The following is a 24,974-nucleotide window of genomic DNA, read 5'->3' as shown; positions in this document are numbered from 1 at the left end:
TCGATGCGGTTTTGTTTCACGGAGGTTCGAGCGTGGTGCTGGGTGCCGACCCTTGCCGCTCCCGGCTGCATCAGTTAGGAAACGCGCGCTGCCGAATAGGAAATTTCCTATCCCGCAACGCCACGAAACACCGGATGCTCACTCATGGCCGACAAATCGGAAAAGACGAAAGCGCGGCTGCCGCGCGGTTTTGCCGACCGCAGCGCCGAGGATATCCGCGCCGTCGAGAAGATGATGGCGACGATCCGCTCGGTCTATGAGCTTTACGGTTTCGAACCGGCCGACCAGCCGCTGATCGAATACACCGACGCGCTCGGAAAATTCCTGCCCGACCAGGACCGGCCCAACGAAGGCGTGTTCTCCTTCCAGGATGACGACGACCAGTGGCTGTCGCTGCGCTATGACCTGACCGCGCCGACGGCGCGCTTTGTCGCCGAGAATTACGAGCGGCTGCCCAAGCCTTACCGCAGCTACCGCTCCGGCTGGGTGTTCCGCAACGAGAAGCCAGGCCCCGGCCGCTTCCGCCAGTTCATGCAGTTCGACGCCGACACGATCGGCACGCCGGGCGTGGCCGCCGACGCCGAAATGGCGATGATGATGGCCGACGTGATGGAAGCGCTCGGCATCAAGCGCGGCGACTACGTCATTCGCGTCAACAACCGCAAGGTTCTGGATGGCGTGCTGGAGGCGATCGGGCTTGGCGGCGAGGAGAATGCCGGCCGCCGGCTGACGGTGCTGCGGGCGATCGACAAGCTGGACAAGCTCGGGCAGGAAGGCGTGAAGCTTCTGCTTGGCCCGGGCCGCTGGGACGGCGGCAGGGAGGGCGAAGGCGACTTCGCCAAGGGCGCCGGATTGAACAACGGGCAAGCCGAGGCGGTTCTTCTCGCGACTGCGAGGACTATACAGGCCGGCCAGGATTCCATGGTCAGTTCGAACACCATCTACCAGGAAGGCGTCGGCGAACTCGCCACGATTGAAGCGCTGGTCAGGGCGGCAGGATATGGCGAGGACCGTATCGCCATGGACCGCTCGGTCGTGCGCGGCCTCGAATACTACACCGGCCCGGTTTTCGAAGCCGAGCTTCTGGCCGAAATCCCCAACGAAGACGGCCAGATCGTGCGCTTCGGCTCGGTTGGTGGCGGCGGCCGCTATGATGGTCTGGTTTCGCGCTTTCGCGGCGAGCCGGTGCCGGCGACCGGCTTTTCCATTGGCGTCTCCAGGTTGATGACGGCGCTGAAGAACCTCGGCAAGCTCGACGCCTCGGACGTGATCGCGCCTGTCGTCGTGCTGGTTATGGACAAGGACACCGACAGCCTTGGCCGCTACCAGAAGATGGTGGCGGAGTTGCGCGCCGCCGGCATCCGTTCCGAAATGTATCTCGGCGGCGCCGGCATGAAGGCGCAGCTCAAATATGCCGACCGCCGCAACTGCCCGGTCGCAATCATCCAGGGTGGCGACGAGCGCGCCAAGGGCGAGCTGCAGATCAAAGACCTGATCGAAGGCGCGCGCATGTCGGCCGAAATCACCGACAACGCCGAATGGCGCGCCGCGCGCCCGGCGCAGGTGACGGTGGCGGAAAGCGAGCTGGTTGGTGAGGTGAAGAAGATATTGGCGGCGCAGGCCGCTGATCGCGCGAAAGGTGGCGCTTGAATACCCCCCTCTGGCCTGCCGGCCATCTCCCCCGCAAGGGGGGAGATTGGATGCCGCCGAGGCTTTCGCCAATCTCCGGTGTTGAAGATGGTGCGCCAAGCTCGAAGCTGCCAATCTCCCCCCTTGCGGGGGAGATGGCCGGCAGGCCAGAGGGGGGTGCCTCGCGCCCATCCGATCGATGACCTCCCGCTACCCCGCAATATCAACCGACATCACCAACCTCTTCGCCACCCGCAACACGCATGCGGTCGAAGTCGCCATATTGCAGCCGGCCGACCCGTTCCTCGACATGGCCGGCGAGGATCTACGCCGCCGTATCTTCCTGACCGAAAGCGAAACCGGGCAGACATTGTGCCTGCGGCCGGAATTCACCATTCCGGTCTGCCTCGACCACATAAGCTCGCAGGCCGGCACGCCGCGCCGTTATTCCTATCTGGGCGAGGTGTTTCGCCAGCGCCGCGAAGGCGGCAACGAGTTCTTCCAGGCCGGCATAGAGGATCTTGGCGACCGCGATACCGCTGGGGCCGATGCCCGCTCGGTGGCGGACGCGCATGCGCTGCTGTCGCTGGTGCTGCCTGGTCAGGCGCTGGCCATCACGCTCGGCGACCAGACCATTTTCGAGGCGGTTCTGGCTGCCCTTGGCCTGCCGCGCGGCTGGCGCATGCGCCTTGCCCGTGCGTTCGGCTCGGCGCCGATGCTTGAGGCGGCACTCGCCGATCTCGCCAACCCGCCGCGCAACGGCCAGCTCTCCGGGCCGGTCGCGGCCCTTGTGCTAGACGGTGATCTGGACGGTCTTTCCGCCCATATCGCCAGAGGCATGGAAGAGGCGGGCCTGTCGGCGTCCGCCGGACGCGCGCCGTCCGACATTGCCCGGCGGCTGATCGAGAAAGCCGAATTGCGCAGCGTTCGGTTGTCGAGCGAGGCCTTTTCCGCGCTGAAGGATTTTCTGGCGATCGACGTTCCGCTTGATGGCGCAACCCAGGCGCTGGAGTCCTTCGCCACCGGCGCCGGTCTGTCGCTCGATGTCGCGCTGGAAAAGTTCGCTGCCCGCGCCAAGGCGATCGAAACGCATGGCTTGCCGGCCGATAAAGTCCGCTACGACGCCGCCTTCGGCCGCCCGCTCGATTACTACACCGGCCTGGTTTTCGAAATCGCGGCCGACAATGGCGACCGGCCGCTGGTCGGCGGCGGCCGCTATGACCGGCTGCTGACCCTGCTTGGCGCGAAGACGCCTATCCCCGGCGTAGGCTTTTCGGTCTGGCTCGATCGCATCGAGGCATTGCGGGAGACGGCGCCATGATCACGCTGGCGATCCCGTCGAAAGGCCGCCTGAAAGAGCAGGCGCTGCAAATACTGGCCAAAGCCGGCCTCGCCGTCAGCCTGCCCGGCGACGAGCGCAAGTACCACGCCCGCGTCGAGGGCCTGGACGATGTCGAAGTGGTGTTCCTGTCGGCTTCCGAAATATCAGGCGAGATCGGCCAGGGCGCCGTCGATCTGGGCATCACCGGCGAGGATTTGGTGCGTGAAAACCTCGCCGACTGGGAGACCCGCGCCGAAATTGTCGCCCGTCTCGGCTTCGGCAATGCCGATGTCGTGGTTGCCGTGCCCGACATATGGCTCGATGTCGACACCATGGCCGATCTCGACGACGTCGCCGCCGATTTTCGCCAGCGCCATGGCCGGCGGCTGCGCATCGCCACCAAATACTGGCGGCTGACGCAGCAATTCTTCTCGCAGAAGCACGGCATCCAGGTTTATCGCATCGTCGAGAGCCTAGGGGCTACCGAAGGCGCGCCGGCGGCCGGTCTGGCCGATGTCATCGTCGACATCACGACCACCGGCTCGACGCTGCGCGCCAATCATCTCAAGGTGCTGGGCGATGGCCTCGTCCTGCGCTCGCAGGCCTGTCTGGTGGCGTCGAAGAGGACACGGGCGGCGGCGGATGAGGCACTCTTGCGCGACATCGCGGCGAAGATGGCGTCAGCGGTCGGATAGCGGCGGGCCTTCGCCCGCTGCCCTCAGGGCTCCGAACCCAGCTTCAAAACCCTTACGGCGGTCCGTCTGCGGTGTCGGTAACTTTGCGCCAGGGTTTTTCCTGTATAGGAATTATTTCCTTGACCGGTGCAGTCAGCTATGGTACATTTTTGCCTATGGTGCTGATTTGCGCCAGTGACCCGCCGCCCAGGCGGGTTTTTGCGTTTTGATGTTCGTCAACCAACGAAGGCCCCGAAGCGTCGTGGACCGTATCGTTGCCCGGCCCCGACCATCGGCGGGATTTTCACCACCCCCTCGGGCTGATAGGCTCGGCCAGTCCCGGGAGGAGAGAGCGATGCCGGTCAATCTCGACGAGTTGAAGAATGCCAGCAATTTGCGCGGACGCGGCGCGCGTGCTGGCGGTGTCTTCGTCGCACCCGTTGACAACAGGGCGCATGTCTCTGGCGAACGCAGCGTGCCGCTGCTCGACAAGACCATCCCCGCGCTGTTTTCCGACACCGTCAGCAAATACGGCACGCTCGACGCCGCCGTTTTCGTCGACCAGGACAAGCGCTTCACCTGGAGCGAACTGTCGGACACGGTGGACGCGCTGGCTGCCGGCTTCCTGGCACTGGGGTTGGCAAAGGGCGATCGCGTCGGCATCTGGTCGCCCAACCGCTGGGAATGGCTGGTGACGCAGTTCGCCACCGCCCGCATCGGCCTGATCCTGGTCAACATCAACCCCGCCTATCGGTTGACCGAGCTCGACTATGCGCTGAACAAGGTCGGCTGCAAGGCGCTGGTCACCGCTGCCAGGTTCAAGACGTCAGACTATCTCGGCATGATCGAGACGCTGGCACCCGAGATCGCCAAGGCCACGTCGGGCAAGCTCAAGGCACAGAAACTGCCGGCGCTGAAGATCGTCATCCGCATGGGCGACGAGAATTCGCCCGGCATGTTCAATTTCGGCGACGTGCTGGCCATGGCCGGGCGTGACGAGCATGACAGCCTCGACCGCATCTCGGAGAAGCTGAAGCCGGGCGAGGCCATCAACATCCAGTTCACCTCAGGCACCACGGGAGCCCCCAAGGGCGCGACGCTGACCCACAGCAACATCGTCAACAACGGCAATTTCGTCACTTCGGCGATCAAGCTGACCGCCGACGACCGGCTGTGCATTCCGGTGCCGCTCTATCACTGCTTCGGCATGTCGATGGGCACGATGGGTTGCGTCTCGAAAGGCGCGACCATGGTTTTCCCGGGAGAAGGGTTCGACGCCGGCGCCACTCTGAAGGCAGTGGCTCAGGAACGCTGCACCGGGCTTTATGGCGTGCCGACCATGTTCGTCGCCCTGCTGGATCATCCGGATTTTTCCGCCTTCGATCTCTCCAGCCTGCGCACCGGAATCATGGCCGGTTCGCCATGCCCGATCGAGGTGATGAAGAAGGTGGTGTCGCTGATGCATATGGAACAGGTGACCATCGCCTACGGCATGACCGAGACCAGCCCGGTCTCGTTCCAGAGCGGCGTCGACGACCCCTTGGAAAAGCGCGTCTCGACCGTTGGGCGCATCCACCCCCATGTCGAGGTCAAGGCGGTCGATGCCGATGGCGCTACCGTTGCGGTCGGCGTACCGGGTGAGCTTTGCACGCGCGGATATTCGGTGATGAAGGGTTACTGGGACGACGAAGACAAGACCCGCGAGGCGATCGACAGCGACGGCTGGATGCACACCGGCGACCTCGCCACCATCGATTCCGAGGGTTATTGCAACATCGTCGGCCGGGTCAAGGACATGGTCATCCGCGGTGGCGAGAACGTCTACCCCAGGGAGGTCGAGGAATTCCTCTACCGACACCCCAAGGTCAAGGAGGTTCAGGTGTTCGGCATTCCCGACGCCAAATATGGCGAGGAGCTGTGCGCCTGGATCGTGCTCAAGCCCGGCCAGATCGCCACCGAGCAGGAGGTCAAGAACTTCTGCGCCGGCCAGATCGCCCATTACAAGATCCCCCGCCACATACGCTTCCGCACCGAATTGCCGATGACGGTGACCGGCAAGCCGCAGAAGTTCTTGATGCGCGAGGCGATGGTGGAGGAACTGGGGCTGGTGGCGCAGAAGACGGCGTGAGCGAAGGCGGCGCTTCGGTTTGTCCGGCGCGCTGGGTGCGGTCAGGTCGCGATCCTGCTGCATCATTTGGAGCGCGTTGTTTGTGAGGGGGCGAACGCCGGCCGTCGGGCCTGCCGGATGTTTTCCAAGGCGCTCCACACTCCGCATGGGTTTTCCGCAAGGTTCGCAGAAGCGCATAGGGGCTTGAATGGGTGGTTTCAAACGATCGGTGGTTTCTTATGCGATGCCCTTGGCCGCCTTGGTGATGGCTGTTGCAGTCAGGGCAGGCGGGCTGTCGGCGGACGAAGGTTCGCTGAGCGCCAGGATACTCGTCGGAGCGCTTTCGAGTGCGATTATGTTCACCACCATTTTCGTGGTGCTCGACCACGCCGAGGCGGTGGCCCGGCGTGTAGGAGAGCCCTATGGCACATTGGTGCTGACTTTTGCCGTGACGGCAATCGAGGTGTCGATCATCGTTTCCATGATGCTGCATGGAGAGAACAACCCGACGCTTGCACGTGAGTCCGTCTTCTCAACGGTGATGATTGCATCTACCGGCGTCGTCGGCACGTGTCTTGCGCTCGGCGGCTGGCGTCATCGCAAGCAGGCAATTGTTCGACAAGGGACCAGCGCATATTTGGCGGTTCTGATCGCGCTGACCATCATGACGCTTATTCTGCCGACCTACACACAAGCTACGGGGCCGGGCACATTTTCGGCAGCTCAACTTGGCTTTGTGAGCGTGCTTTCGGTGCTGCTTTATGCAAGTTTTGTGTTCGCGCAGACTGTCCGCCACCGAGAAGACTTTGTCGAAGGGCAGGCCCACGGCGTTGCGCTGCGGACTGCCCCTCACGAAAGCGTCTTTGCCGGCGCATTGCTGCTTTTGATCGGGCTGATTGGCATTGTCATGCTCGCCGAGCAGGTCGCCGCAAGTGTTGAAAACACGCTCGTTGCCTATCAGGTGACACAGGCTGACAGCATTGTGGGGGCATTGATCGCCGGGCTGGTTTTGATGCCGGAGGCCATTTCGGCGGTTCGCGCTTCACTCAACAATGAGCTGCAACGCGGTTTGAATGTCGCGATGGGTTCCGCTTGCGCCACAATTGGTTTGACAATACCGGCGGTCGCAGCCGCCAGCCTGCTGACGGGAAGAGGGTTAACCCTGGGGCTTCCAGCGACTGATGCGGTCCTTTTGGTCTTGGCGCTTTTCATATGCAATGTAAGCTTCAGCACTGAAAGAACGACGTTCTTGACCGGAATGGTCCATCTTGTAGTATTTTTTACTTATGTATTTCTGATATTTATACCATGAGAGCTTTGGTGCAAGCGAAGCGCCAAGGGGGCGGTATCCTTCGTTACCTCACGCCGTGGATTTGAGGTGGTCGATGAAGGCGCGCAGCTTCGGCAGGATCTGGCGCTTGCCGGGATGGTAGAGGAAGACGCCCGGCGTCGTGGCGGCGATGGTGTCTAGGACCGGCTCGAGTTTTCCCTGGCCTATCGGACCTTCGGCGATGGGTCGGGGGATCTGCGCCAGCCCAATGCCCTGCATCGCGGCCCCGAGCAGCGTCGGATAGTCGTGCGCGATCAGCGGGCCTGAGACCATCGCCTCGATCTCCCCGTTGCCGTCGACGAAAGACCAGGGCGCGATGGCGCCGTTCGAACGGCGCAAGCGCAGGCAGGCGTGGCGGCACAAGTCGTCGACGTGCTCGGGGTAGCCATGGCGCTCGAGATAGTCCGGACTGCCGACGACCACGAACGGGAACGACGGCGTCAGCCGCACCGCGACCATGTCGGGCGCGATGAACTGGCCGAGGCGGATGCCGGCATCGAACCCGCCGGTCGCAAGATCGACCATCTCGTCACTCGCGGCGATCTCCAGCTCGACCTCGGGATAGGCCCGGCAGAACGACGCGATCATCGGCTCCAGGATCAAGGGCACGACGGCGCGGGGCACGGACAGGCGCAGCAGCCCGGTTGGCCGTTGGCCGACATCGCGCGCGGCCTCGCCTGCCGCGACGAGCTCCTCGAAGGCAGGTCCGGCAAGATCGAGGAACCGCTGGCCAGCCTCGGTCAAACCGACGCTTCGCGTCGTGCGCACGAACAGCGCCGCACCCGTGCGGGCTTCCAGCGTGCGCACCGCCTGGCTCACGGCGGACGGCGTCACGCCGAGATCGGCGGCGGCACGGCGAAAGTTGCGGCGCCTGGCAACCGCCAGGAAGGTCTCGACCCCCTCCAGCGCACCGTGCCGGACTGTGTAGTTCTGCTTCATAGGTTGTTGTGATTACACCGGGTAGTCGAACTATGGAAGCAGGCTTAGAGGTAACCGACTGAAGCTGGGGCCGCGTGAACCGGCTGCTGACAGGAGGCCAAATGTCCACGGAAATGGTGTTCCAGACCCATCTCGTTCTAGGCTACGTCGCGTGGCTGCTCTGCTTCGGCGCATACGGCCTCCCGTGGCTGAGCTCGCTGGACCGGGTCGCGGCGCAACGTGCCATCGCCACCCTGCACAGCTTCCGTTTCTTCGGGCTCGTCTTCATCCTGCCGGGCGTCGTAAGCCCCGATCTGCCGGCCGGTTTCGCCGTGTTCGCCGCCTACGGCGACTTCGCAACAGGGGTACTGGCGATGCTGGCGCTGCTCACGGTGAGGCTACCCCGGCTCTTCTGGCCGTTCATCGTCGCCTTCAACATCGTCGGGACGGTCGAGCTCGTCGTCGATTATTACCACGCCATCCAGGTCGGCCTCCCTGCACATGCGGAGCAACTGGGCACCGCCTACGCGATCCCGATCATCTATGTACCGCTGCTGATGATCACGCACATCGCCGCATTCTATTTTCTGCTACGCCCTCCGAAGGTCCGGATCCTAACGACGACCGCCCCGGCTGTGCTTTGACGGCAAGAGTATCCCCCAAAGAAAAAGGCGCGGGCTTGGCCCGCGCCTTTGTTCTGTCCAGGCTTTCGAAGCTCAGTCCTTCTCGAAGATGCGCGCCTTCGCAACCACGCCGGCGATGGCGCCGCCGATCAGCGGTGCAACGATGAACAGCCAGAGCTGGCCGATCGCGGCAGTTCCCGAAAACAGCGCCGGGCCGATCGAGCGGGCCGGATTGAGCGACGTTCCGGTCACCGGGATGATGGCGAAGTGCAATCCTGCCAGCGTCAGGCCGATGACCAGTCCGGCGAACGCCGTCGAGTGCTTTTCAGCCGTGACGCCAAGGATCACGGTGACGAAGGTGAAGGTGCCGATCACTTCCCACAGAAATGCCGAGCTGACGCCCCATTTCGTCACATCCCAGCCATTGGCGCCGAAGCCGGTCGTGTGTCCGCCAACCTGGCCGGAAACGATGATCCACAACGCCAGCGAAGCAAGGACGCCGCCGATGACCTGCGCGATCCAGTAGGGGATGAGGTCTTTGGCCGGCAGCCGGCCGGCAAGGAAGACGCCGAGCGTCACCGCCGGATTGAGATGCGCGCCCGAAATCGGGCCGATCGCATAGGCCGCCGCGATGAGGCCGATGCCGAACGCCAGACCGATGCCTTCCTGGCCGAGCGGCAGCGCGCCGCCGAAGCCCGTCACCACAGAAGCCGTACCGATGAACACCAATAGAAATGTGCCTAGAACTTCCGCCAGATAAGTCTTCATTGCCCTCTCCTCGTGTCGATCCACCGGTCCGCCTTTTTTGCGCCGCGAATCACAACCGGAAGAGTATTCGCAACCAGAAAAGTTGGAAAGCAGAGCGGTTGTGCCGGCCGACCTGCTTGTGCGCGCCGGTTGCGCGCTCTAGAGCAGGGCCGGAATAATTTTCTGCGTGACGGAACAAGACCATGCGACTGGGCGGACGGCTGGCTGCGGCCATCGAAGTGCTGGAAGACATCGGCCGGCGCCACCGGCCGGTGGCGGACGCGCTGAAGGATTGGGGCCTGTCGCATCGCTTCGCCGGCGGCGGCGACCGTGCGGCGATCGGCAACATCGTCTATGACGCCTTGCGCCACAAGCGTTCCGCCGGCTGGCTGCTGGGGCAGGACACGCCGCGCGCCATCGGCTTCGGCGCGCTGCTGCTCGAATGGGGCCAGACGGCACAATCGCTCAACGAGGCGCTTGATGGCGACAAGTTCGCACCGCCGCTGCTGACCGCCGCCGAGCTTCAGGCCATCGCCGACCATCGGCTCGCCGACGCGCCGGACGCGGTGCGGGCGGATGTTCCCGACTGGTGCGCGCCGCTTTTCGAGCGAGCCTTTGGCTCGACCTGGGCCGACGAGGGCGCGGCGCTGGCGACGCGCCCGCCGCTCGACCTCAGGGTCAACACCTTGCAGGCCAATCGCGACAAGGTGCTGGCCGAACTGACGGGAACCGGCGCGAAACCCTCGGCAATCGCGCCACACGGCATCCGCATTCCGCCGATCGACGGCGACGGCCGGCACCCGAACGTGCAGGCCGAGCCGGCTTTCCAGAAGGGCTGGTTCGAAGTCCAGGACGAAGGCTCGCAGATCGCGGCCGCCCTTGCCGGGGCCGAAGCCGGCATGCAGGTGCTGGATTTCTGCGCCGGCGCCGGCGGCAAGACGCTGGCACTGTCGGCTTCGATGGAAAATCGTGGCCAGATCTTTGCCCATGATGCGGAGAAAGCACGGCTGGCACCGATCTTCGACCGCATCCGTCGTTCGGAAAACCGCAATGTGCAGGTGGTCACCAAGCCGGCCGAACTCGCGCCGCTCGGCAACCACATGGACATCGTGCTGGTCGACGCCCCATGCACCGGCAGCGGCACCTGGCGCCGCCGTCCCGACGCCAAATGGCGGCTGACGCAGAGACAACTCGATGCCCGCAAGGGCGAGCAGTCGGCGATCCTCGATGCGGCCAAAGCCTATGTCAAACCGGGCGGCCTGCTGGTCTACATCACCTGCTCGGTGTTTGATGAGGAAAACGGTGAGCAGATCGCGGCCTTTCGGGACCGTAACAGCGGTTATGTTCCCGTCGACCACCGCAAGCTCTGGGACAGCCGTTTTCCCGGCCATGAGGCAGCCGCACGCATCGGCGCCAAAGGCGACATCTCGCTGTCGCCGGCGCTCAGCGGCACCGATGGGTTTTATCTCTGTGCGTTACGCAGATCGGCCTGAATCCAATTCCTGACGGATGCGCGGCGCCGGCCGGCAGGCCAGTCGATTGTGCAGTGCAGCAAAAGCATTTGCCTGCCGCCCATGCCTCTGCAATAAGCTTATCCGGGTAAAGGAAGGCAGCGGCAATGGCAGCAAAGATCGTACCCGCCCCGGACTATGAGGATCGCGTCAGGACCTCTTTCGCGCGCCAGAAGGCGATGGCCACGATCGGTGCCGAACTGACGCTGGTGACGCCCGGCATCATCGAGATCGAGATGCCCTATTCGGCGGCACTCACCCAGCAGCATGGCTTTCTCCATGCCGGCGTCATTTCGACGGCGCTGGACTCGGCCTGCGGCTATGCCGCCTTTTCGCTGATGCCGGAAAATTCCGGCGTGCTGACCATCGAGTTCAAGGTCAACCTTCTGGCGCCGGGCAGGGGCGAGCGCTTCCTGTTCCGCGGCTCGGTGACCAAGCCAGGCCGCACCATCATCGTCGCCGACGGCCAGGCCTACGCCTTCGCCGCCGACGGCGAGGCCAAGCTGATCGCCACCATGACCGGCACCATGATGACCGTGGTCGGGCGTGATGGCATAGAAGGTTGAGGAGCGGTCCGCGAAGCGGACGGAAAGCTCCCAAATGGGCTTTCCGAGCAACGAATGCCCGGAGCCCTAGCGGAGGGCTGGGCGCCGGTGAGGGCACGTCGCCGTTCTTACCTCCGGTTGTAGGTGATTGGGTAGAGAGGAATAGATCATGACCGGTAAAGTGTCGCGCCTGTCGAGCAAGGACGTCCTCTTCGTCATGGCGGCGCAGGCCGAATACGGCCCGCATCTCAAGCAACTGTTCACGCCGTTGATGACCGGTGTCGGTCCCGTCGAGGCCGGCGTCAGGCTGGGTGCGGAACTCTCCTGGCTGAAATCGCAAAAGGCACTGCCGGATCTCGTTGTTTCGCTCGGCTCAGCCGGCAGTCGGACGCTGGAGCAGACGGAGATCTACCAGGCGGTTTCGGTCAGCTATCGTGACATCGACGCTTCGCCGCTCGGTTTCGAAAAGGGCGCCACACCCTTCCTCGACCTGCCGGTAACTGTGCCATTGCCCTTCAAGATACCGGACATCAGGCAGGCGACCCTGTCGACCGGCGCAGCGATCATCACCGGTGCGGCCTATGATGCTGTTAGCGCCGACATGGTCGACATGGAGACCTTCGCCTGCCTGCGCGCCTGTCAACTGTTCGACATTCCGCTGATCGGTCTGCGCGGCATTTCCGACGGGGCGGCGGAGCTCAGGCATGTCGGCGACTGGACCGAATATCTTGAAGTCATCGACGAGAAGCTGGCGGACGCCGTCATACGGCTCGAACGGGCGATCGGCGACGGCGCCCTTCGGACGGAACCATCCCATGAAGATGCCAGACCAGCCTGAAAGTCGGGCTACGCAACCCATTGCGCCGACTCGTTTCTTTCTCTAAACGCTCGCCATGAAAACAGCCAATCATCCCGACACCGTCCTGATTGTCGATTTCGGCAGCCAGTTCACCCAGCTCATCGCCCGCCGCATCCGCGAGGCCGGCGTGTTTTCCGAGATCGTGCCGTTCCAGTCGGCCGAAGCGGCATTCAAGCGCATCAATCCGAAGGCCGTCATTCTGTCCGGCGGTCCGGCTTCGACCGGCGATATCGGCAGCCCGCGCGCGCCGCAGATTGTCTTCGATTCCGGCGTGCCGGTGCTTGGCATCTGTTACGGCCAGATGGCCATGTGCGTGCAGATGGGCGGCGTTGCCGAAAGCTCCGATCATCGCGAGTTCGGCCGCGCCTTCGTCGAGATCCAAAAGGACAGCCCGCTGTTCGAGGGCCTGTGGGCACCCGGCCAGCGCCACCAGGTGTGGATGAGCCATGGCGACCGCGTCATCTCCTTGCCCAAGGGCTTCGAAGTGTTCGGCAAGTCGGAAGGCTCGCCCTTCGCCATCTTCGGCAACATCGAGCGCAAGATGTACGGCATCATGTTCCATCCCGAGGTGGTGCATACGCCCGACGGCGCCCGGCTGCTCAGGAATTTCGTCCACAACATCGCCGGCATCGAGGGCGACTGGACCATGCGCGCCTACCGCGAGCACGCGGTCGAGACGATCCGCAAGCAGGTCGGCAAGGGCAAGGTCATCTGCGCGCTGTCGGGCGGCGTCGATTCCTCCGTTGCGGCGCTGTTGATCCACGAAGCGGTCGGCGACCAGCTGACCTGCATCCTTGTCGACCACGGCCTGATGCGCAAGGACGAGGCCGCGGGCGTGGTGGCGATGTTCCGCGAACACTACAATTTACCGCTCATTCTGGTGAACGCGTCGGACCGTTTCATCGACGCCCTCGAGGGCGAGTCGGACCCGGAGAAAAAACGCAAGACCATCGGCCGGCTGTTCATCGAGGTGTTCGAGGAAGAGGCCAAGAAACTCGGCGGCGCCGAATTCCTGGCGCAGGGCACGCTCTATCCCGACGTCATTGAAAGCGTCTCCTTCACCGGCGGCCCGTCAGTGACGATCAAGTCGCACCACAATGTCGGCGGCCTGCCCGCGCGCATGAACATGCAGCTTGTCGAGCCGCTGCGCGAACTGTTCAAGGATGAGGTCAGGGCGCTGGGCAAGGAGCTTGGCCTGCCCGAAAGCTTCATCGGCCGGCACCCGTTTCCAGGCCCGGGTCTTGCCATCCGTTGCCCCGGCGGCATCACCCGCGAAAAGCTGGAGATCCTGCGCGAGGCCGACGCCATCTATCTCGACGAGATCCGCAAGGCCGGCCTCTACGACGCCATCTGGCAGGCCTTCGCCGTGCTGTTGCCGGTGCAGACGGTCGGCGTGATGGGCGATGGCCGCACCTACGAGTTCGTCTGCGCGCTGCGTGCCGTCACCTCGGTCGACGGCATGACGGCGGATTTCTACCACTACGACATGGCCTTCCTCGGCGCCGCCGCCACCCGCATCATCAACGAAGTCCGCGGCATCAACCGCGTCGTCTACGACGTGACGTCGAAGCCGCCGGGAACAATCGAGTGGGAGTAGGAGTTAGTAGTCTGGACTGCTCCGGCGTAGTTTTTCGCAGAAAAAGCAACGATTTGCGGTTTATCTCATTCACTATCGATGCTGCATCATCAACTGAAGTCTCCGACTGTCTAAGTCACTGATTTTTCTGGCCCCGTGCAAACGAGGGCTTCGTTGCGTGTGAAGGGCAGCAGATCAATCTGGCGGTACTTTTGACGGTACTTTTCGTACGTGAATCAACGTCCGAGAAAGGACCGTCACCCGTTTCTCGGCCTGACGCTTTTTGTAGGTCAACCATTTGAAATAAATGGCTTTCCCGGTGACGTTTCGGCGCGAACAGTACTTTAAAGCGCGTCGCGTTGAAACGGATTCATGCGACGCGCTTTAAGTCTTTGTTTTCATGCATGTCGTTGTCCCAAACCGGGGCCACTTTTGGGCGACATGCATCAGCCGCACGTCCTACCGTCAGCGCAAGTCCGCATTTGTGAGATTGGGCGCCGGTGTGTCTTGAGATCGCCTCATTGGCTGACCGCAATCAGAATTCTAGGCGATGCCGCCCAAAAGTTCCTCCGCCCTGGAAACAGCGGCCGCCTGATGTGGCTGCAAGGGTTGGCCGGCATAGCTTTCGAAGACCGGCAGGAACGGGTCGTCGATATGCGTCCTGATGCCGGACAGTTGCTCCATCACCGCCAGGCCGCAATAGGGAACGTAGGAGGCCGAATAGCCGCCCTCATGCGACATCATCAGGCGCCCGCCGCAGAGGTCGTCCGCCGCCTGCATCAGCATCCGCGTCATGTCGCGGTAGCTACCGCTATGCAGCATCATGCGCCCCAGCGGATCGGCCGCCGAGGCGTCGAAGCCCGACGGCACGACGATGAGATCAGGCTTGTAGCGATTGAGCGCCGGTAGCACGACGCGTTCGAAGACGGACATGTAAGCGCCGTGGCCGCAGCCGGCCGGCAGCGGTACATTGATGTTGTAGCCTTCTCCCTTGCCCTCGCCGCGTTCCTTGTGAAGACCGCTGTCATCCGGATAAAGCCCGTCCTGATGGATCGAGATGGTCAGCACCGACGGGTCCGAATAGAAGGCGGACTGGGTGCCGTTGCCGTGATGAACATCCCAGTCGACGCTGGCGACCCGCTCGAAGCCATGTTTGGCCCGGTTCTTCAGGATAGCGACCGGAACGTTGCCGAACAGGCAAAAGCCCATGCCTTGCCCGCGCTCGGCATGATGGCCGGGCGGTCGTACCAGCGCATAGCCATTGTCGACATCGCCGCTCAACACCGCATCCATCACCGCTGCCGTGCCGCCGGCGGCCAGACAGGCGATTTCGTAGCTGCCATGGCCGAAGGGGGTGAGATAGCTCGCATCGCCGCCGCGCCCGTCACTGAGCAGCTTGATACGGCTGATGTAGTCGCGGTCGTGAAACAGGGCGAGGTCGTCCTCGCTCACCGCGACGGAGGCGATCTTGGACAATTTTTCGGTCAGGCCCGAAACCTCCATCAGATTGCGGAATCTGCGTTTCGTGTCGGCATTCTCCGCATGCTCGCCGGGCTCGATGGTCAGGCTCGGCTGAAAGAACTGCGCGGCATTGCCGGTCTCGTGCCAGAGATAGAGTTCGTGGAAATTCCAGCCTGTCGTCATGTTTTGTTTCCTAGCCCGCCAGGATCATTGACGCGGCGCGTTCGGCGATCATGATCGTCGGCGCGTTGGTGTTGCCCGACACCATTTTCGGAAAGACCGAGGCATCGGCGATGCAAAGCCCGTCCAGCCCATGAACCTTCATCGACGTGGGATCGACGACGGCCATCGCATCTGAACCCATGCGGCAGGTGCTGGTCGGGTGATAGAGCGTCGTGCAGTGGCCGCGTATATAGTCGGCGATCTCGGCGTCGCTCTCGCATTCGGCGCTCGGCGTGATTTCGCCGACGAGCATTTCGGCAAGCGGCGACTGCGCCGCGATGCGCCGGCTGATGCGGATGCCTTCGACCAGCGTGGCAATGTCCGAGCCATCCTCGTCGCTGATGAAGTAACGTGGGTCGATCGCCGGATATTCGATTGGATTGGCCGAGCGCAGGCGAATCTCGCCGCGGCTGTCTGGCCGCTGCAGCGTGGTGTGCAGCGTGATGCCGGGCCTGGACGAAAGGAACCGAACATAGTCGCGATGCGGGCTGATGGCGCCGTAAAGCTGCAGGTCCGGCTCGATGTCGGGCCGGCTCTTGACGAAGCCGCCCGCCGCCACCCAGGGTGAGGAACGCGGACCGCTGCGCGATGTCTGCCATTCCGCGAAGTCGCGCTGCAGCGTCTCGTTGGTCCAGGCGCCGACGCCGATCTTGTCCTTGGTATAGAAGGTGATCGGAATGTTGATGTGGTCCTGCAGATCCTTGCCCACGCCCGGGAGGTCGTGCACGGGAGCAACGCCGACCTGGGCGAGTTCGTCGGCCGGCCCGATGCCCGAAAGCAGCATCAGCTGGCAACTGCCGATCGAGCCCGAGGACAGCACCACCTCTGTGTCGGCGAAAGCGGTCTCCGGCACGCCGTTTGCCAGATAGCGGATACCCCTGACCCGGCCCTTCTCCACGATAAGGCCCGTCGCCAGCACGCCGGTTTTCACGGTGAGGTTGGGTCGTTCCCGCGCCGGGCGCAGATAGGCCTTGCCGGTGCCCCAGCGTTCGCCGTTCTTGATGGTGAACTGGAACAGGCCGACACCTTCCTGCTCGACGCCGTTGAAATCGCGATTGTGCTTGTAGCCGGCGGCCTTGCAGGCCTCGATCCAGGCAAGCTCGTTGGCATCGACATGCGCGACATTGCCGATATGCAGCGGCCCGTTGGCGCCGTGCAGCGGGTCGTTGCCGAGTTCGGCATTGCTTTCGCAGGCCTTGAACACGGGTAGCACGTCTTCCCAGGCCCAGCCGGGGCAGCCCATGGCGGCCCAGCCATCGTAATCGGACGGCAGGCCGCGAATATAGATCATGGCATTCAGTGCGCCGGAACCGCCGATCATCTTGCCGCGCGGCCAGAACACCCGCCTGCCGCGGCAGCCGGCCTGTGGCTCGGTGTAATAGCCCCAATCGACGGCTGTGTTGAACATGGTCGGCCAGTCCGAGGGCACGTCCGAGGCGAGCGGCGCCTCGCGTCCTGCCTCCAGTAGCAACACCTTGCGGGCAGGATCGGCGCTGAGCCGGTTTGCCAGCACGCAGCCGGCCGAGCCGGCGCCCACTATGATCGTGTCGAACATCGTCAGTCTCTCACTTTCCAGCCGGGGTCGGGCTTTGCACAATGCTGCTTGCTGCCGGCTTGCTGTCGGGGCTGGTGCGGCGGCGTCCGAGCCAGTCGATGAGATCGCCAAAACGGCCGACCAGCCCCTTGGGCATCAACACCACCGACAGGGCGATGATCAGGCCGAGCCCGAGCGTGCGGAACTCGCCGCTCTCTCGCATCAATTCGTCAGCCAGCACCAGAACCACCGTCCCGACCAGCGGTCCCCAGAACGTGCCGACGCCGCCGACCACGACGATGGCGATGATGAACATAAGTTGCGACATCGACAGCACACCGGGGCCGATCGCCTGGAAATGCGCGGCATAGAAACCGCCGGCCAGCCCGGTGAAGAAGGCGGAGATGCCGAACACCAGAAGCTGCGCCTGGAAGCGGTTGACGCCGCGGGCCACCGCATAGCCCGGATTGTCCTTCAGCGCCCGGAAGGCAAGGCCGATCGGGCTTTTGACGATCGCGTAGGTGAAGACCATGGTGAGCGCGAACAGCACCGCGATGATGGCGTAATTGCCGACCAGCCACTGCGCCCGGAGCAAGGCCCTGGTGCCGAGGTCGCCGAAGCGGGCAAAGCCGACGGCGCCGCCGGTGAACTGGCGGCAGACGGAGCCGACCATGACGAAACATTCGGTGTCGGTGACGATCAGCAGATACATCGTCTGGGCGATCGCCAGCGTCAGCAGCGCCACATAGACGCCGGTCAGGCGAAGGCAGGCGAGGCCGACGACCAGCGAGAACAGCACGGCGCCCAGCGCGCCAGGCACAAGTGCTGCCCAGACGTTCCAGCCGAAATAGAAACAGAGCATCGCCGTCGCATAGCCGCCAAAGGCGAAGATCGCCATTTGCGCCAGCGAGAAGATGCCCGAGAAGCCGAACAGGAGGTTCCACTGCGAGGCGATCGTCGCATAGAACAGCGCCAGCACGATCTGGCCAAGGATGTAGCGGCTGTCGACCAGGAACGGCAGCGCGATCGCCGCCGCGATCAGCATCAGGCTGATGGCAAGATCAGTCCTGGCCGAGCGGGACATGGTGGAACGGGACATGGGACGTGTCTCTGTCATGATGCCCCTCACATGCGCCGGATTTCGGCGTGGCCGAAAAGGCCGGACGGCCGCCAGATCAGCACGGCGATGACGACGAACAGCAGCGATGGAAAGCCCCACCTGGCGCCCAAGGCGTACTGGACGAAGGATTCGAGCAACGCCAGCCCAAGTGCTGCTGCGATGGCGCCCGGCAGATTGCCGAGACCGGCGACCACGCACATGATGAAGGCCTTCAGCATCGGGTCGTTGCCGAGTGGCGGCGACAATTGCGTCATCGACGAGACCATGACGCCGCAGATGCCGGCGAGCGCGCCCGACAGCATCAGCACCTGCAGGTAGACGCGGTTGACGGCGACGCCCATGAGCTGCGCCGCGTCGCGGTTCTGCGCCGTCGCCCGGATCGCACGGCCCATCCGCGTGCGGCCGAGCGCCGCCGAGACGACCACCATCATCACGACCACCACCGCGATGATCAGAAGGTTCTGCCAGGGCAGCGTCAGCGGCCCCAGGCGTAAGGCACCGGCGATCGAAACCGGCTGCTTCAGCGGCTGCCCGCCATAGGTCAGGAGAATGGCATTCTCGAGGGCGATGCCGATGCCGACCGTGGCGATCATGACGTTGGCTTCGAATGTCGATTTGTCATTCTGCAGGAGATTGCGAACGATCGCGAAATAGAGGATGGCGCCGGCCAAAGCACCCGCGACGATGGCACCGGCGAAACCGATCGCGACCGGCAGGCCGAGCGAGGTGATCACCGTGAAGGCGACGTAGCCGCCAAGCGTCAGCATCGCCGCATGGGCCATGTTGAGCATGCCCATCGAACCCCAGACCAGCGACAGCCCGACCGTCGCCAGCGCATAGAGCGCGCCCGAGGTGAAGCCGGCGACGAGAATGGCCAAGAGAACGTCGGTCATGGCGTCAGCCTCCGAGGTAGGTTGCGAGGAGTTCGTCGCGCGCCATCAGTTCGGCGGGCTTGCCTGACCAGACGATGGCGCCGTCGTCGAGCAGATGCAGGCGGTCGGCGAGGTCCTCGACCCGGGCCGGGTTCTCCTCCACCAGCAGGATCGTGCGCCCAGCCTTGCTCAGTTGCGAAATGACGTCGTAGACCTGATCGATGATCAGTGGCGCGAGGCCAAGCGACGGCTCGTCGATCAAAAGGATGCGCCCGCCCATCATCAGGCCGCGGCCTATGCCGACCATGCGCCGTTCGCCGCCCGATAGGCTCGAGGCGATCTGGTTGCGACGGTCGGCAAGCTTCGGCAGAAGCGCGTAGACCTCGTCCAACCGACGCGCGATCTCGGCCTTGTCCGGCGCGAGATAACCGCCCATCAAAAGGTTTTCGAGCACGCTCATCTGCGCGAACAGCATATCGCCCTGCGGCACGTGGGCGACGCCCAGCATCGCCGTCTCATGCGGCTTGCCGGACAGGCGCCGGCCGTCGATGCTGATCTGACCGCCGCGCAGCGGCACCAGGCCGGAAATGGTCTTGAGCAATGTCGACTTGCCATGGCCGTTCGGGCCGACGACGGTGATGAATTCACCGGCATGAACGGTCAGCGAAATGCCCTTGAGCACGTCGAGTCCGTCATAGCCGCAGACGATGCCGTCGAGTTGCAGGACAGGTGGTTTTGCGGCTGCGCCCGTCATGGCGTTCCCCCCACCGCCGGATTCGTCATGGCAGCTTTCTCATCGAAGAATTTCTTCAGCCGTTTCTGCGTGCCCTGGCCGAGATAGGTTTCGACAACGGTCTGGTCCTCGGCGACCTTGTCCGGCCGGCCTTCAAATATCACCTTGCCATGGTGCATGATGATCACGCGGCTGGAGAGCGCCAGGAGAAAGCGCATGACGTGCTCGATCAGGACGATGGTCAGTCCCTGGTCGCGCAGTTTCAGCACCATCGCCATGATCTGGTCGATCTCGGCGACGTTGAGCCCGCCCACCGGCTCGTCGAGGAAGAGCATTTTCGGCCGGGTGGCGATGGCGCCGGCAATCATCAGCAGCTTGCGGTCGAGCACCGGCAGCCGCGCCACGGTCTCGTCGGCCTTGGCCGCAAGCCCGACGAAGTCCAGCGCTTCGATCGTTGCCTGCCGGACATCCTCGCCGAGGCGGAAGCCGGCCAGCCTTCGCCGCTGCCGGCCGAAATACGCGGCGATCTCGATGTTTTCGCGAACGGTCAAGCTGTCGAAGGCGGCATTGAGCTGGAAGGTGCGGGCGATGCCGAGTTGGCAGATGCGGTCGGCCGGAAGCGCCGAAATGTCGGTGTCGCCGAAATGCACCCGGCCGCCACTGGCCGGCGTGATCCCGGTCACCACGTCGAAGAAGGTTGTCTTGCCGGCGCCGTTTGGCCCACCAATGCCAACGATCTCGCCCGCATTGACCACCATCGACACGCCGTCGACGGCGGCCAGCGAGCCGAACCGTTTGACCACACTGTCACAAACCAGCATCGGACCGGCGGCCTCAGTCATATTTCTCACCCAATGGAGCCGGTCGGGCAAAGGGCCCGGCCGGTGTCGTTGGTTTCATTTCCGCGTCTGGTCACTTGATCCATGGCGGCAGGATGAAGCTGTCCGTGGCATAGAGCGCCGGCGCGATCAGCTTCGGATCGGTCTTGTAATCCTGATGCTGCAGGAACTGGTGCGGCATGCCAAGCGACGGATCGGCCACCTGCGTCGGATAGCAGAAGGCCGATTGGCCGGCCGGATCGGCCCGGTAGGTGCCGTTGACCCCGCGATAGACCAGGCGCTTCATCGCATTGGCCACCTTGGTGGTCTGCGCCTTGTCCATCGGTTCGCCTGGACCACCGGCGATTGCCGCGGCAAGCGCCCACATCCACAGGCCGTCATAGGTCTGCGATCCCGTGATGTAGGCCGAGTTCGGGCCGAATTTGGCCCGGTAGCTCTCGCGGAACGGCTTGGAGAAGTCGTCCGGCAGGCAGCCGATCACCGTCGAATAGACGACGCCGTTGACCGCCTCGCCGCCGATCTCGCGGAAAGCCGGCAGCGATGGTCCGTACTGCATGTAGATCAGGCTGTTGATCGGCTCGGCGAGGAACTGGACCATGAACTGCGCCAGGTCCTGCGGCAGGAAGTGCGTGACCAGGATCGCCGCCGGCGGGTCCTGGCGGAGTTTCGCCAGCGTTGGTCCCCACTGGTTGGTCGGGAACGGAACGGTCTCGAACAGGCTGACCTCGAAGCCGTATTCGGCGGCCTTGTCGCGGATCGCGTTGGCGATGACGATCGAATATTCGTTGGCAGACGGGATGATGGCGATCTTCTTGTTGGGCGCCTTCCATTTGCCGTCCGCGGCAAGCGTCTTGAGGAAGTTCAGGCAGCCCGGTCCATACCAGAACTCCGGCGGATCGCCCTGGAAGGAGCTGTAATAGCGGGCAGGGTCGGTCTTGAACTTCTCATTGTGCGAAATCAGCGTGTTGTAGTGCATCATGATGACGTCGTTGTCGGCGGCGACGTCCATCTCGATCATGTTGGTGCCGAGATTGTAGCCATTGATGATGACCGGCGCCTCGAAGCGGTCGATCAGGCGCTGCATCGACTGGCTGACGAGGTCGGCGCCCATTTCCTTGGTGTCTTCGATGTGGATCTCGACAGGCCGGCCGAGAATGCCGCCCGCCGCATTGATCTCCTCGGCGGCAAGTTCGAGACCGTTCTTGAACTCGATGCCGTCGGCGGCGGCGATGCCGGACATCGGCAGGGCCGAGCCGACCGGAATGGGCTTGGTGTCCTGGGCGATCGCCGCAGTGTTCATATCGGCAAGAAGCGCGGCACCGGCCGCACCCGCGCCGACCACGCCCTGCAGCATTGCACGTCTGTTCATCATGGCAAAGTTCCCCTTTTGGCGTTGGTTAGAGTCTTTTCTTCATGCGAAATCTTTCACACCAGATCTTTCTGGCGAAACGCGTGGGTCATGGGCACGAAAGCGGCTTCCAGGTCGGCTGCCGCCGAAAGCACGCGGGCATCGTCGCCGCGCGCGCCGATGATCTGGAAGCCGACGGGCAGGCCCGCCTCGGTCATGCCGCAAGGGATGACGCAGGCCGGTTGCTGGCTGAGATTGATCGGGTAGCTGAACGCCGCCCATTCGATCCATCGCGAGAGGCCGCTGCCCAGAGGCACTTCAAGGCCAACGTCGAAGGCTGGAATCGATGTCCCCGGCGAAACGATGAAATCATAGTCGTCTAGCAGCCGGTCCATGGCGGCGCCGAATTCGGCGCGCTCCAACTGTGCGGCGACGAGCGTATGGACGTCGAACGCCGCCCCAGCCTGCGCGATCTCCAGGAAGCCCGGATCGATGCCCGCCCGTTCGCTCGGCGGAACCAGCGCCAGCCGCGCCGCGGCGCCGGTGAACCAGTGATGCTGGAACAGATCGAGGAGATCGCCACCGGGAAGGTCAATCGGCTCGACCGTCGCGCCGAAGGCGTCGAAACACGCCAAGGCGTGGGAGACGACGGCGGCGATCCCGGGATCCAGCGCTCCTGAAGGCGGCTTCGACCAGTAGCCGATCCGGGCGCCCCGCAAAACTTCTTCGATCCGACCAAGCGGCGCCAGCGTTCCCACGCCTTGCTGCCAGTCGCTGATATCGCGGCCGGACATGGCGCCGGCCATGACGGAAAGATCGAGTGCTGTCCGCGCCATCGGTCCGATATGGGCGACGGTTCCGAACGCGCTGGACGGATAGGCGGGCACGCGACCGAAGGTCGGCTTCAATCCGGCGATGCCGGTGAACGAGGCCGGAATGCGGATCGAGCCGCCGCCATCGGTGCCGAGATGGAAGACGCCGGCGCCGGTGGCGGCGGCCACCGCCGCTCCGCCGGAGGAACCGCCGGGAGTCTTTTGCGCATTCCAGGGATTGCGCGTGATGCCGCAGAGGCCGCTGTCGGTAATCGCCTTCCAGCCGAATTCGGGCGTCGTCGTCTGCCCGATGAAGACCGCACCCGCTCTGCGCAGCAGGGCAACGGCGGGGGCATCCTTGTCATAGGCGGCGGAAGTCGTCGTCCTGCTGCCGTAACGCACGCTCCAGCCCTCGACCCAGACGATGTCCTTCAGCGTCGTCGGTATGCCGTCGGCCGCCGACAGCGGCTCGCCTGCCCGCCATCGTTTCTCGGAAGCACCTGCGGCCTCGATCGCACCCTTGCGGTCGATCATGGTGAAGGCGTTGAAAAGCGGATTGATCGCTTCGGCGCGATCCAGCGCCGCCAGCGTCACCTCGACGGGCGACAGCGATTCAGCGCGGTAGGCGGCGCTAAGCTCCGCAGCAGCCAGGCGGCATAGATCATCGGCGTCGGCAATGGGAGACAGCCCATTCGGCATGCAGTTCGAACCCCTCACTTCATGGCCGCTCTTCCGGCAGCCTTGTCAGCCCGGGCAATCTGGCGGGTTTTTTCATCACCATAAAATGTATTGTTGTGGGGAATATTCGCTATTTAATGTAACAAAGAGCCATGAATCTGACCATTCGGCAGTTGCGCTATGTCTGCGAAGTCGCCCGCCTGGGCAGCGTGCTGGCGGCCTCCAGATCGCTCTACATCTCGCAATCCTCCATCCTCGCGGCGATCACTCTGGCCGAGGCCGGGATGGGGGCGCGCATTTTCGACAGGCGGCCGGCGCGCGGCGTCTCCATCACGCCGGCCGGCCAACGCTTCGTCGCCGCCGCCCGCATCATGCTGGCGGCGGAAACGGAGTTCAACCGGTCGATCGGAGACCTCAACGGGCGCGTGCCGAAGGTCCTGCGCATCGGCTGCTTCGAGCCGTTCGGCGCGCTGTTCATGCCGGAGATGCTGCGCAGCTACCTCGACAACGTCGGCGATGTCGAGATCGACCTTGTCGAGGCCGACCAGGTCCAGTTGCAGGAACGGCTTGTCGCCGGCCAGATCGATCTGGCCATTCTCTACGACATCGGTCCAATCGGTATCGACAGCGTCACCCGCATCTGCAAGGTACCGGCGCATGCCGTGCTCAATGCAGACGATCCCCTTGCCGCGCGCGACGGCATCTGGCTGGCGGAACTGGCGGCACGGCCGCTGGTGCTGCTCGACCTGCCGCACACGGCGACCTATCTCCTGACCCTGTTCGACGTGCTGGCGAAACGGCCGGAGGTGCGCTTTCGCACGCGCTCCTACGAAACGGTGCGCTCGGCCGTCGCATCCGGCTTCGGCATGGCCGTCCTCAACATGCGGCCGATCGGTCGCGCCACCGCCGATGGCGAGGAGATCGTTCGAAGACCAATCCTCGATGAACTGCCGCCACCGACGCTGATCGTCGCTGACATGTACGGTTCGGCAAAGCCACTCTTCGTGCGTGTCTTCATCGACATGTTCCATCGCTTTTTCAGCGCGGTGGGCCCTTCGGGCTTTTCGGTGACGACGCCGGAGCGCGAACCTTTTCTACTGGTCGCCAGGGAGGATGGCTGAGCCGCCCCCTTGGCGTTGCGGACATTTACAGGACTGGCGTTGCAACCGCGCCGGAGGTGCGGGTTCCTGATCGAGGTGTTCGAGATCGACGGGCGGCCCGGCGACAACTCTTCGGTGCGCGCCCACGTTTTCACCCGCACCAATGCTCAGTCGCCTGCTCGCAGGTTGGAGCGGAGACGGCACTTTTCGAGACGGCTTGGGCACGCCGTCGAACGCCGCAAAGTGCAAGAAATCGCCTACCGGCGCGACAAATGACGAAACCGGCGCGTAGATTGCATGAGCACTGGCCATTGCCGCTAAACTGAAGTTTTGGCGCAACCACTCGGTTGCGGGCGCGTTTGTGAGCAAGGGCATCGATTGGAGGGATAGATTCGTCAACAGTTCCAAGCACAAG

The 24,974-nt window shown here is 63.7% G+C and carries 21 protein-coding genes; 11 read left to right on the top strand and 10 right to left on the bottom strand.

From position 1 onward, the window contains the following. Nucleotides 1-144 precede the first annotated feature (144 nt). The 5 genes from hisS to EOA19_RS02365 all read left to right on the top strand — a co-directional run bounded on the left by hisS (nt 145) and on the right by EOA19_RS02365 (nt 7,043). A complete protein-coding gene (gene hisS, locus EOA19_RS02390) occupies nt 145-1,650 on the top strand; it encodes a histidine--tRNA ligase (RefSeq protein WP_128302574.1) in 1,506 nt (501 codons plus the stop codon). A 178-nt stretch (nt 1,651-1,828) separates the two neighbouring features. Further along, on the top strand, nt 1,829-2,950 hold the full coding sequence (locus tag EOA19_RS02380) for an ATP phosphoribosyltransferase regulatory subunit (RefSeq protein WP_128302572.1): 1,122 nt from the start codon (nt 1,829-1,831) through the stop codon (nt 2,948-2,950). After that, nucleotides 2,947-3,645 carry an ATP phosphoribosyltransferase gene (gene hisG, locus EOA19_RS02375; protein ID WP_128302571.1) on the top strand — a complete coding sequence of 233 codons (699 nt, stop codon included), beginning with the start codon at nt 2,947-2,949 and terminating at the stop codon, nt 3,643-3,645. The genes EOA19_RS02380 and hisG overlap by 4 nt, the downstream gene beginning before the upstream one ends. 334 nt (nt 3,646-3,979) lie before the next feature. Continuing rightward, the gene (locus EOA19_RS02370; RefSeq protein WP_128302570.1) at nt 3,980-5,752 is read left to right on the top strand and encodes an AMP-binding protein; all 1,773 of its coding nucleotides are present in this window, start codon (nt 3,980-3,982) and stop codon (nt 5,750-5,752) included. A gap of 187 nt (nt 5,753-5,939) precedes the next feature. Continuing rightward, complete coding sequence (locus EOA19_RS02365; RefSeq protein ID WP_128302569.1) at nt 5,940-7,043, top strand: calcium:proton antiporter; 1,104 nt, start codon at nt 5,940-5,942, stop codon at nt 7,041-7,043. 48 nt (nt 7,044-7,091) lie between these two features. Here EOA19_RS02365 and EOA19_RS02360 read toward each other — a convergent pair whose 3' ends face one another. Next, entirely contained in the window at nt 7,092-8,000 is a 909-nt protein-coding gene (locus EOA19_RS02360) for a LysR substrate-binding domain-containing protein (protein WP_128302568.1), read from the bottom strand. A gap of 101 nt (nt 8,001-8,101) precedes the next feature. Between EOA19_RS02360 and EOA19_RS02355 the strand changes: the two genes are divergently transcribed. Continuing rightward, nucleotides 8,102-8,623 (top strand): hypothetical protein, encoded by a 522-nt coding sequence (locus EOA19_RS02355; RefSeq protein WP_128302567.1) that lies wholly within the window; start codon nt 8,102-8,104, stop codon nt 8,621-8,623. A 72-nt stretch (nt 8,624-8,695) separates the two neighbouring features. Here the strand turns inward: EOA19_RS02355 and EOA19_RS02350 are convergent, their stop codons facing one another. Continuing rightward, nucleotides 8,696-9,370, bottom strand: a complete 675-nt coding sequence (locus tag EOA19_RS02350) for an MIP family channel protein (RefSeq protein ID WP_128302566.1) — start codon at nt 9,368-9,370, stop codon at nt 8,696-8,698. 182 nt (nt 9,371-9,552) lie between these two features. Here EOA19_RS02350 and EOA19_RS02345 point away from each other — a divergent pair, with 182 nt between their 5' ends. From EOA19_RS02345 to guaA, 4 genes are all read left to right on the top strand, one after another. After that, entirely contained in the window at nt 9,553-10,842 is a 1,290-nt protein-coding gene (locus tag EOA19_RS02345) for an RsmB/NOP family class I SAM-dependent RNA methyltransferase (protein WP_128302565.1), read from the top strand. Nucleotides 10,843-10,967: 125 nt separating this feature from the next. Further along, entirely contained in the window at nt 10,968-11,426 is a 459-nt protein-coding gene (locus tag EOA19_RS02340) for a PaaI family thioesterase (RefSeq protein ID WP_013530371.1), read from the top strand. Between the two features lie 148 nt (nt 11,427-11,574). Beyond that, on the top strand, nt 11,575-12,243 hold the full coding sequence (locus EOA19_RS02335) for a 5'-methylthioadenosine/S-adenosylhomocysteine nucleosidase (RefSeq protein WP_128302564.1): 669 nt from the start codon (nt 11,575-11,577) through the stop codon (nt 12,241-12,243). Nucleotides 12,244-12,298: 55 nt separating this feature from the next. After that, a complete protein-coding gene (guaA, locus tag EOA19_RS02330; RefSeq protein WP_023809008.1) occupies nt 12,299-13,861 on the top strand; it encodes a glutamine-hydrolyzing GMP synthase in 1,563 nt (520 codons plus the stop codon). A gap of 522 nt (nt 13,862-14,383) precedes the next feature. On the opposite strand, the gene EOA19_RS02325 is transcribed toward guaA, so the two are convergent. The 8 genes from EOA19_RS02325 to EOA19_RS02290 all read right to left on the bottom strand — a co-directional run bounded on the left by EOA19_RS02325 (nt 14,384) and on the right by EOA19_RS02290 (nt 23,480). After that, on the bottom strand, nt 14,384-15,484 hold the full coding sequence (locus tag EOA19_RS02325; protein WP_128302563.1) for a class II histone deacetylase: 1,101 nt from the start codon (nt 15,482-15,484) through the stop codon (nt 14,384-14,386). 10 nt (nt 15,485-15,494) lie between these two features. Beyond that, a complete protein-coding gene (locus tag EOA19_RS02320; RefSeq protein WP_128302562.1) occupies nt 15,495-17,078 on the bottom strand; it encodes a GMC family oxidoreductase N-terminal domain-containing protein in 1,584 nt (527 codons plus the stop codon). A gap of 10 nt (nt 17,079-17,088) precedes the next feature. Next, a complete protein-coding gene (locus tag EOA19_RS02315; RefSeq protein WP_245486040.1) occupies nt 17,089-18,156 on the bottom strand; it encodes a branched-chain amino acid ABC transporter permease in 1,068 nt (355 codons plus the stop codon). Nucleotides 18,157-18,182: 26 nt separating this feature from the next. Next, the gene (locus EOA19_RS02310) at nt 18,183-19,070 is read right to left on the bottom strand and encodes a branched-chain amino acid ABC transporter permease (protein WP_128302560.1); all 888 of its coding nucleotides are present in this window, start codon (nt 19,068-19,070) and stop codon (nt 18,183-18,185) included. A 4-nt stretch (nt 19,071-19,074) separates the two neighbouring features. Next, a complete protein-coding gene (locus EOA19_RS02305; protein WP_127294286.1) occupies nt 19,075-19,803 on the bottom strand; it encodes an ABC transporter ATP-binding protein in 729 nt (242 codons plus the stop codon). After that, on the bottom strand, nt 19,800-20,624 hold the full coding sequence (locus EOA19_RS02300; protein ID WP_128302559.1) for an ABC transporter ATP-binding protein: 825 nt from the start codon (nt 20,622-20,624) through the stop codon (nt 19,800-19,802). Before EOA19_RS02300 ends, EOA19_RS02305 begins: the two co-directional genes overlap by 4 nt. A 70-nt stretch (nt 20,625-20,694) precedes the next feature. Beyond that, the gene (locus EOA19_RS02295) at nt 20,695-21,993 is read right to left on the bottom strand and encodes an ABC transporter substrate-binding protein (protein WP_031212361.1); all 1,299 of its coding nucleotides are present in this window, start codon (nt 21,991-21,993) and stop codon (nt 20,695-20,697) included. 53 nt (nt 21,994-22,046) lie between these two features. Continuing rightward, nucleotides 22,047-23,480 carry an amidase gene (locus EOA19_RS02290; protein WP_128302558.1) on the bottom strand — a complete coding sequence of 478 codons (1,434 nt, stop codon included), beginning with the start codon at nt 23,478-23,480 and terminating at the stop codon, nt 22,047-22,049. 131 nt (nt 23,481-23,611) lie between these two features. Here EOA19_RS02290 and EOA19_RS02285 point away from each other — a divergent pair, with 131 nt between their 5' ends. After that, nucleotides 23,612-24,580, top strand: coding sequence for a LysR family transcriptional regulator (locus EOA19_RS02285; protein ID WP_128302557.1), 969 nt, complete (start codon nt 23,612-23,614; stop codon nt 24,578-24,580). Nucleotides 24,581-24,974 lie beyond the last annotated feature (394 nt).

It is taken from the genome of Mesorhizobium sp. M7A.F.Ca.US.010.02.1.1 (assembly GCF_004023085.1).
In the GTDB taxonomy this organism is placed as follows: domain Bacteria; phylum Pseudomonadota; class Alphaproteobacteria; order Rhizobiales; family Rhizobiaceae; genus Mesorhizobium.
Note: the sequence above shows the minus strand (reverse complement) of the source record. Positions and strands in the feature narration are given on the sequence as shown.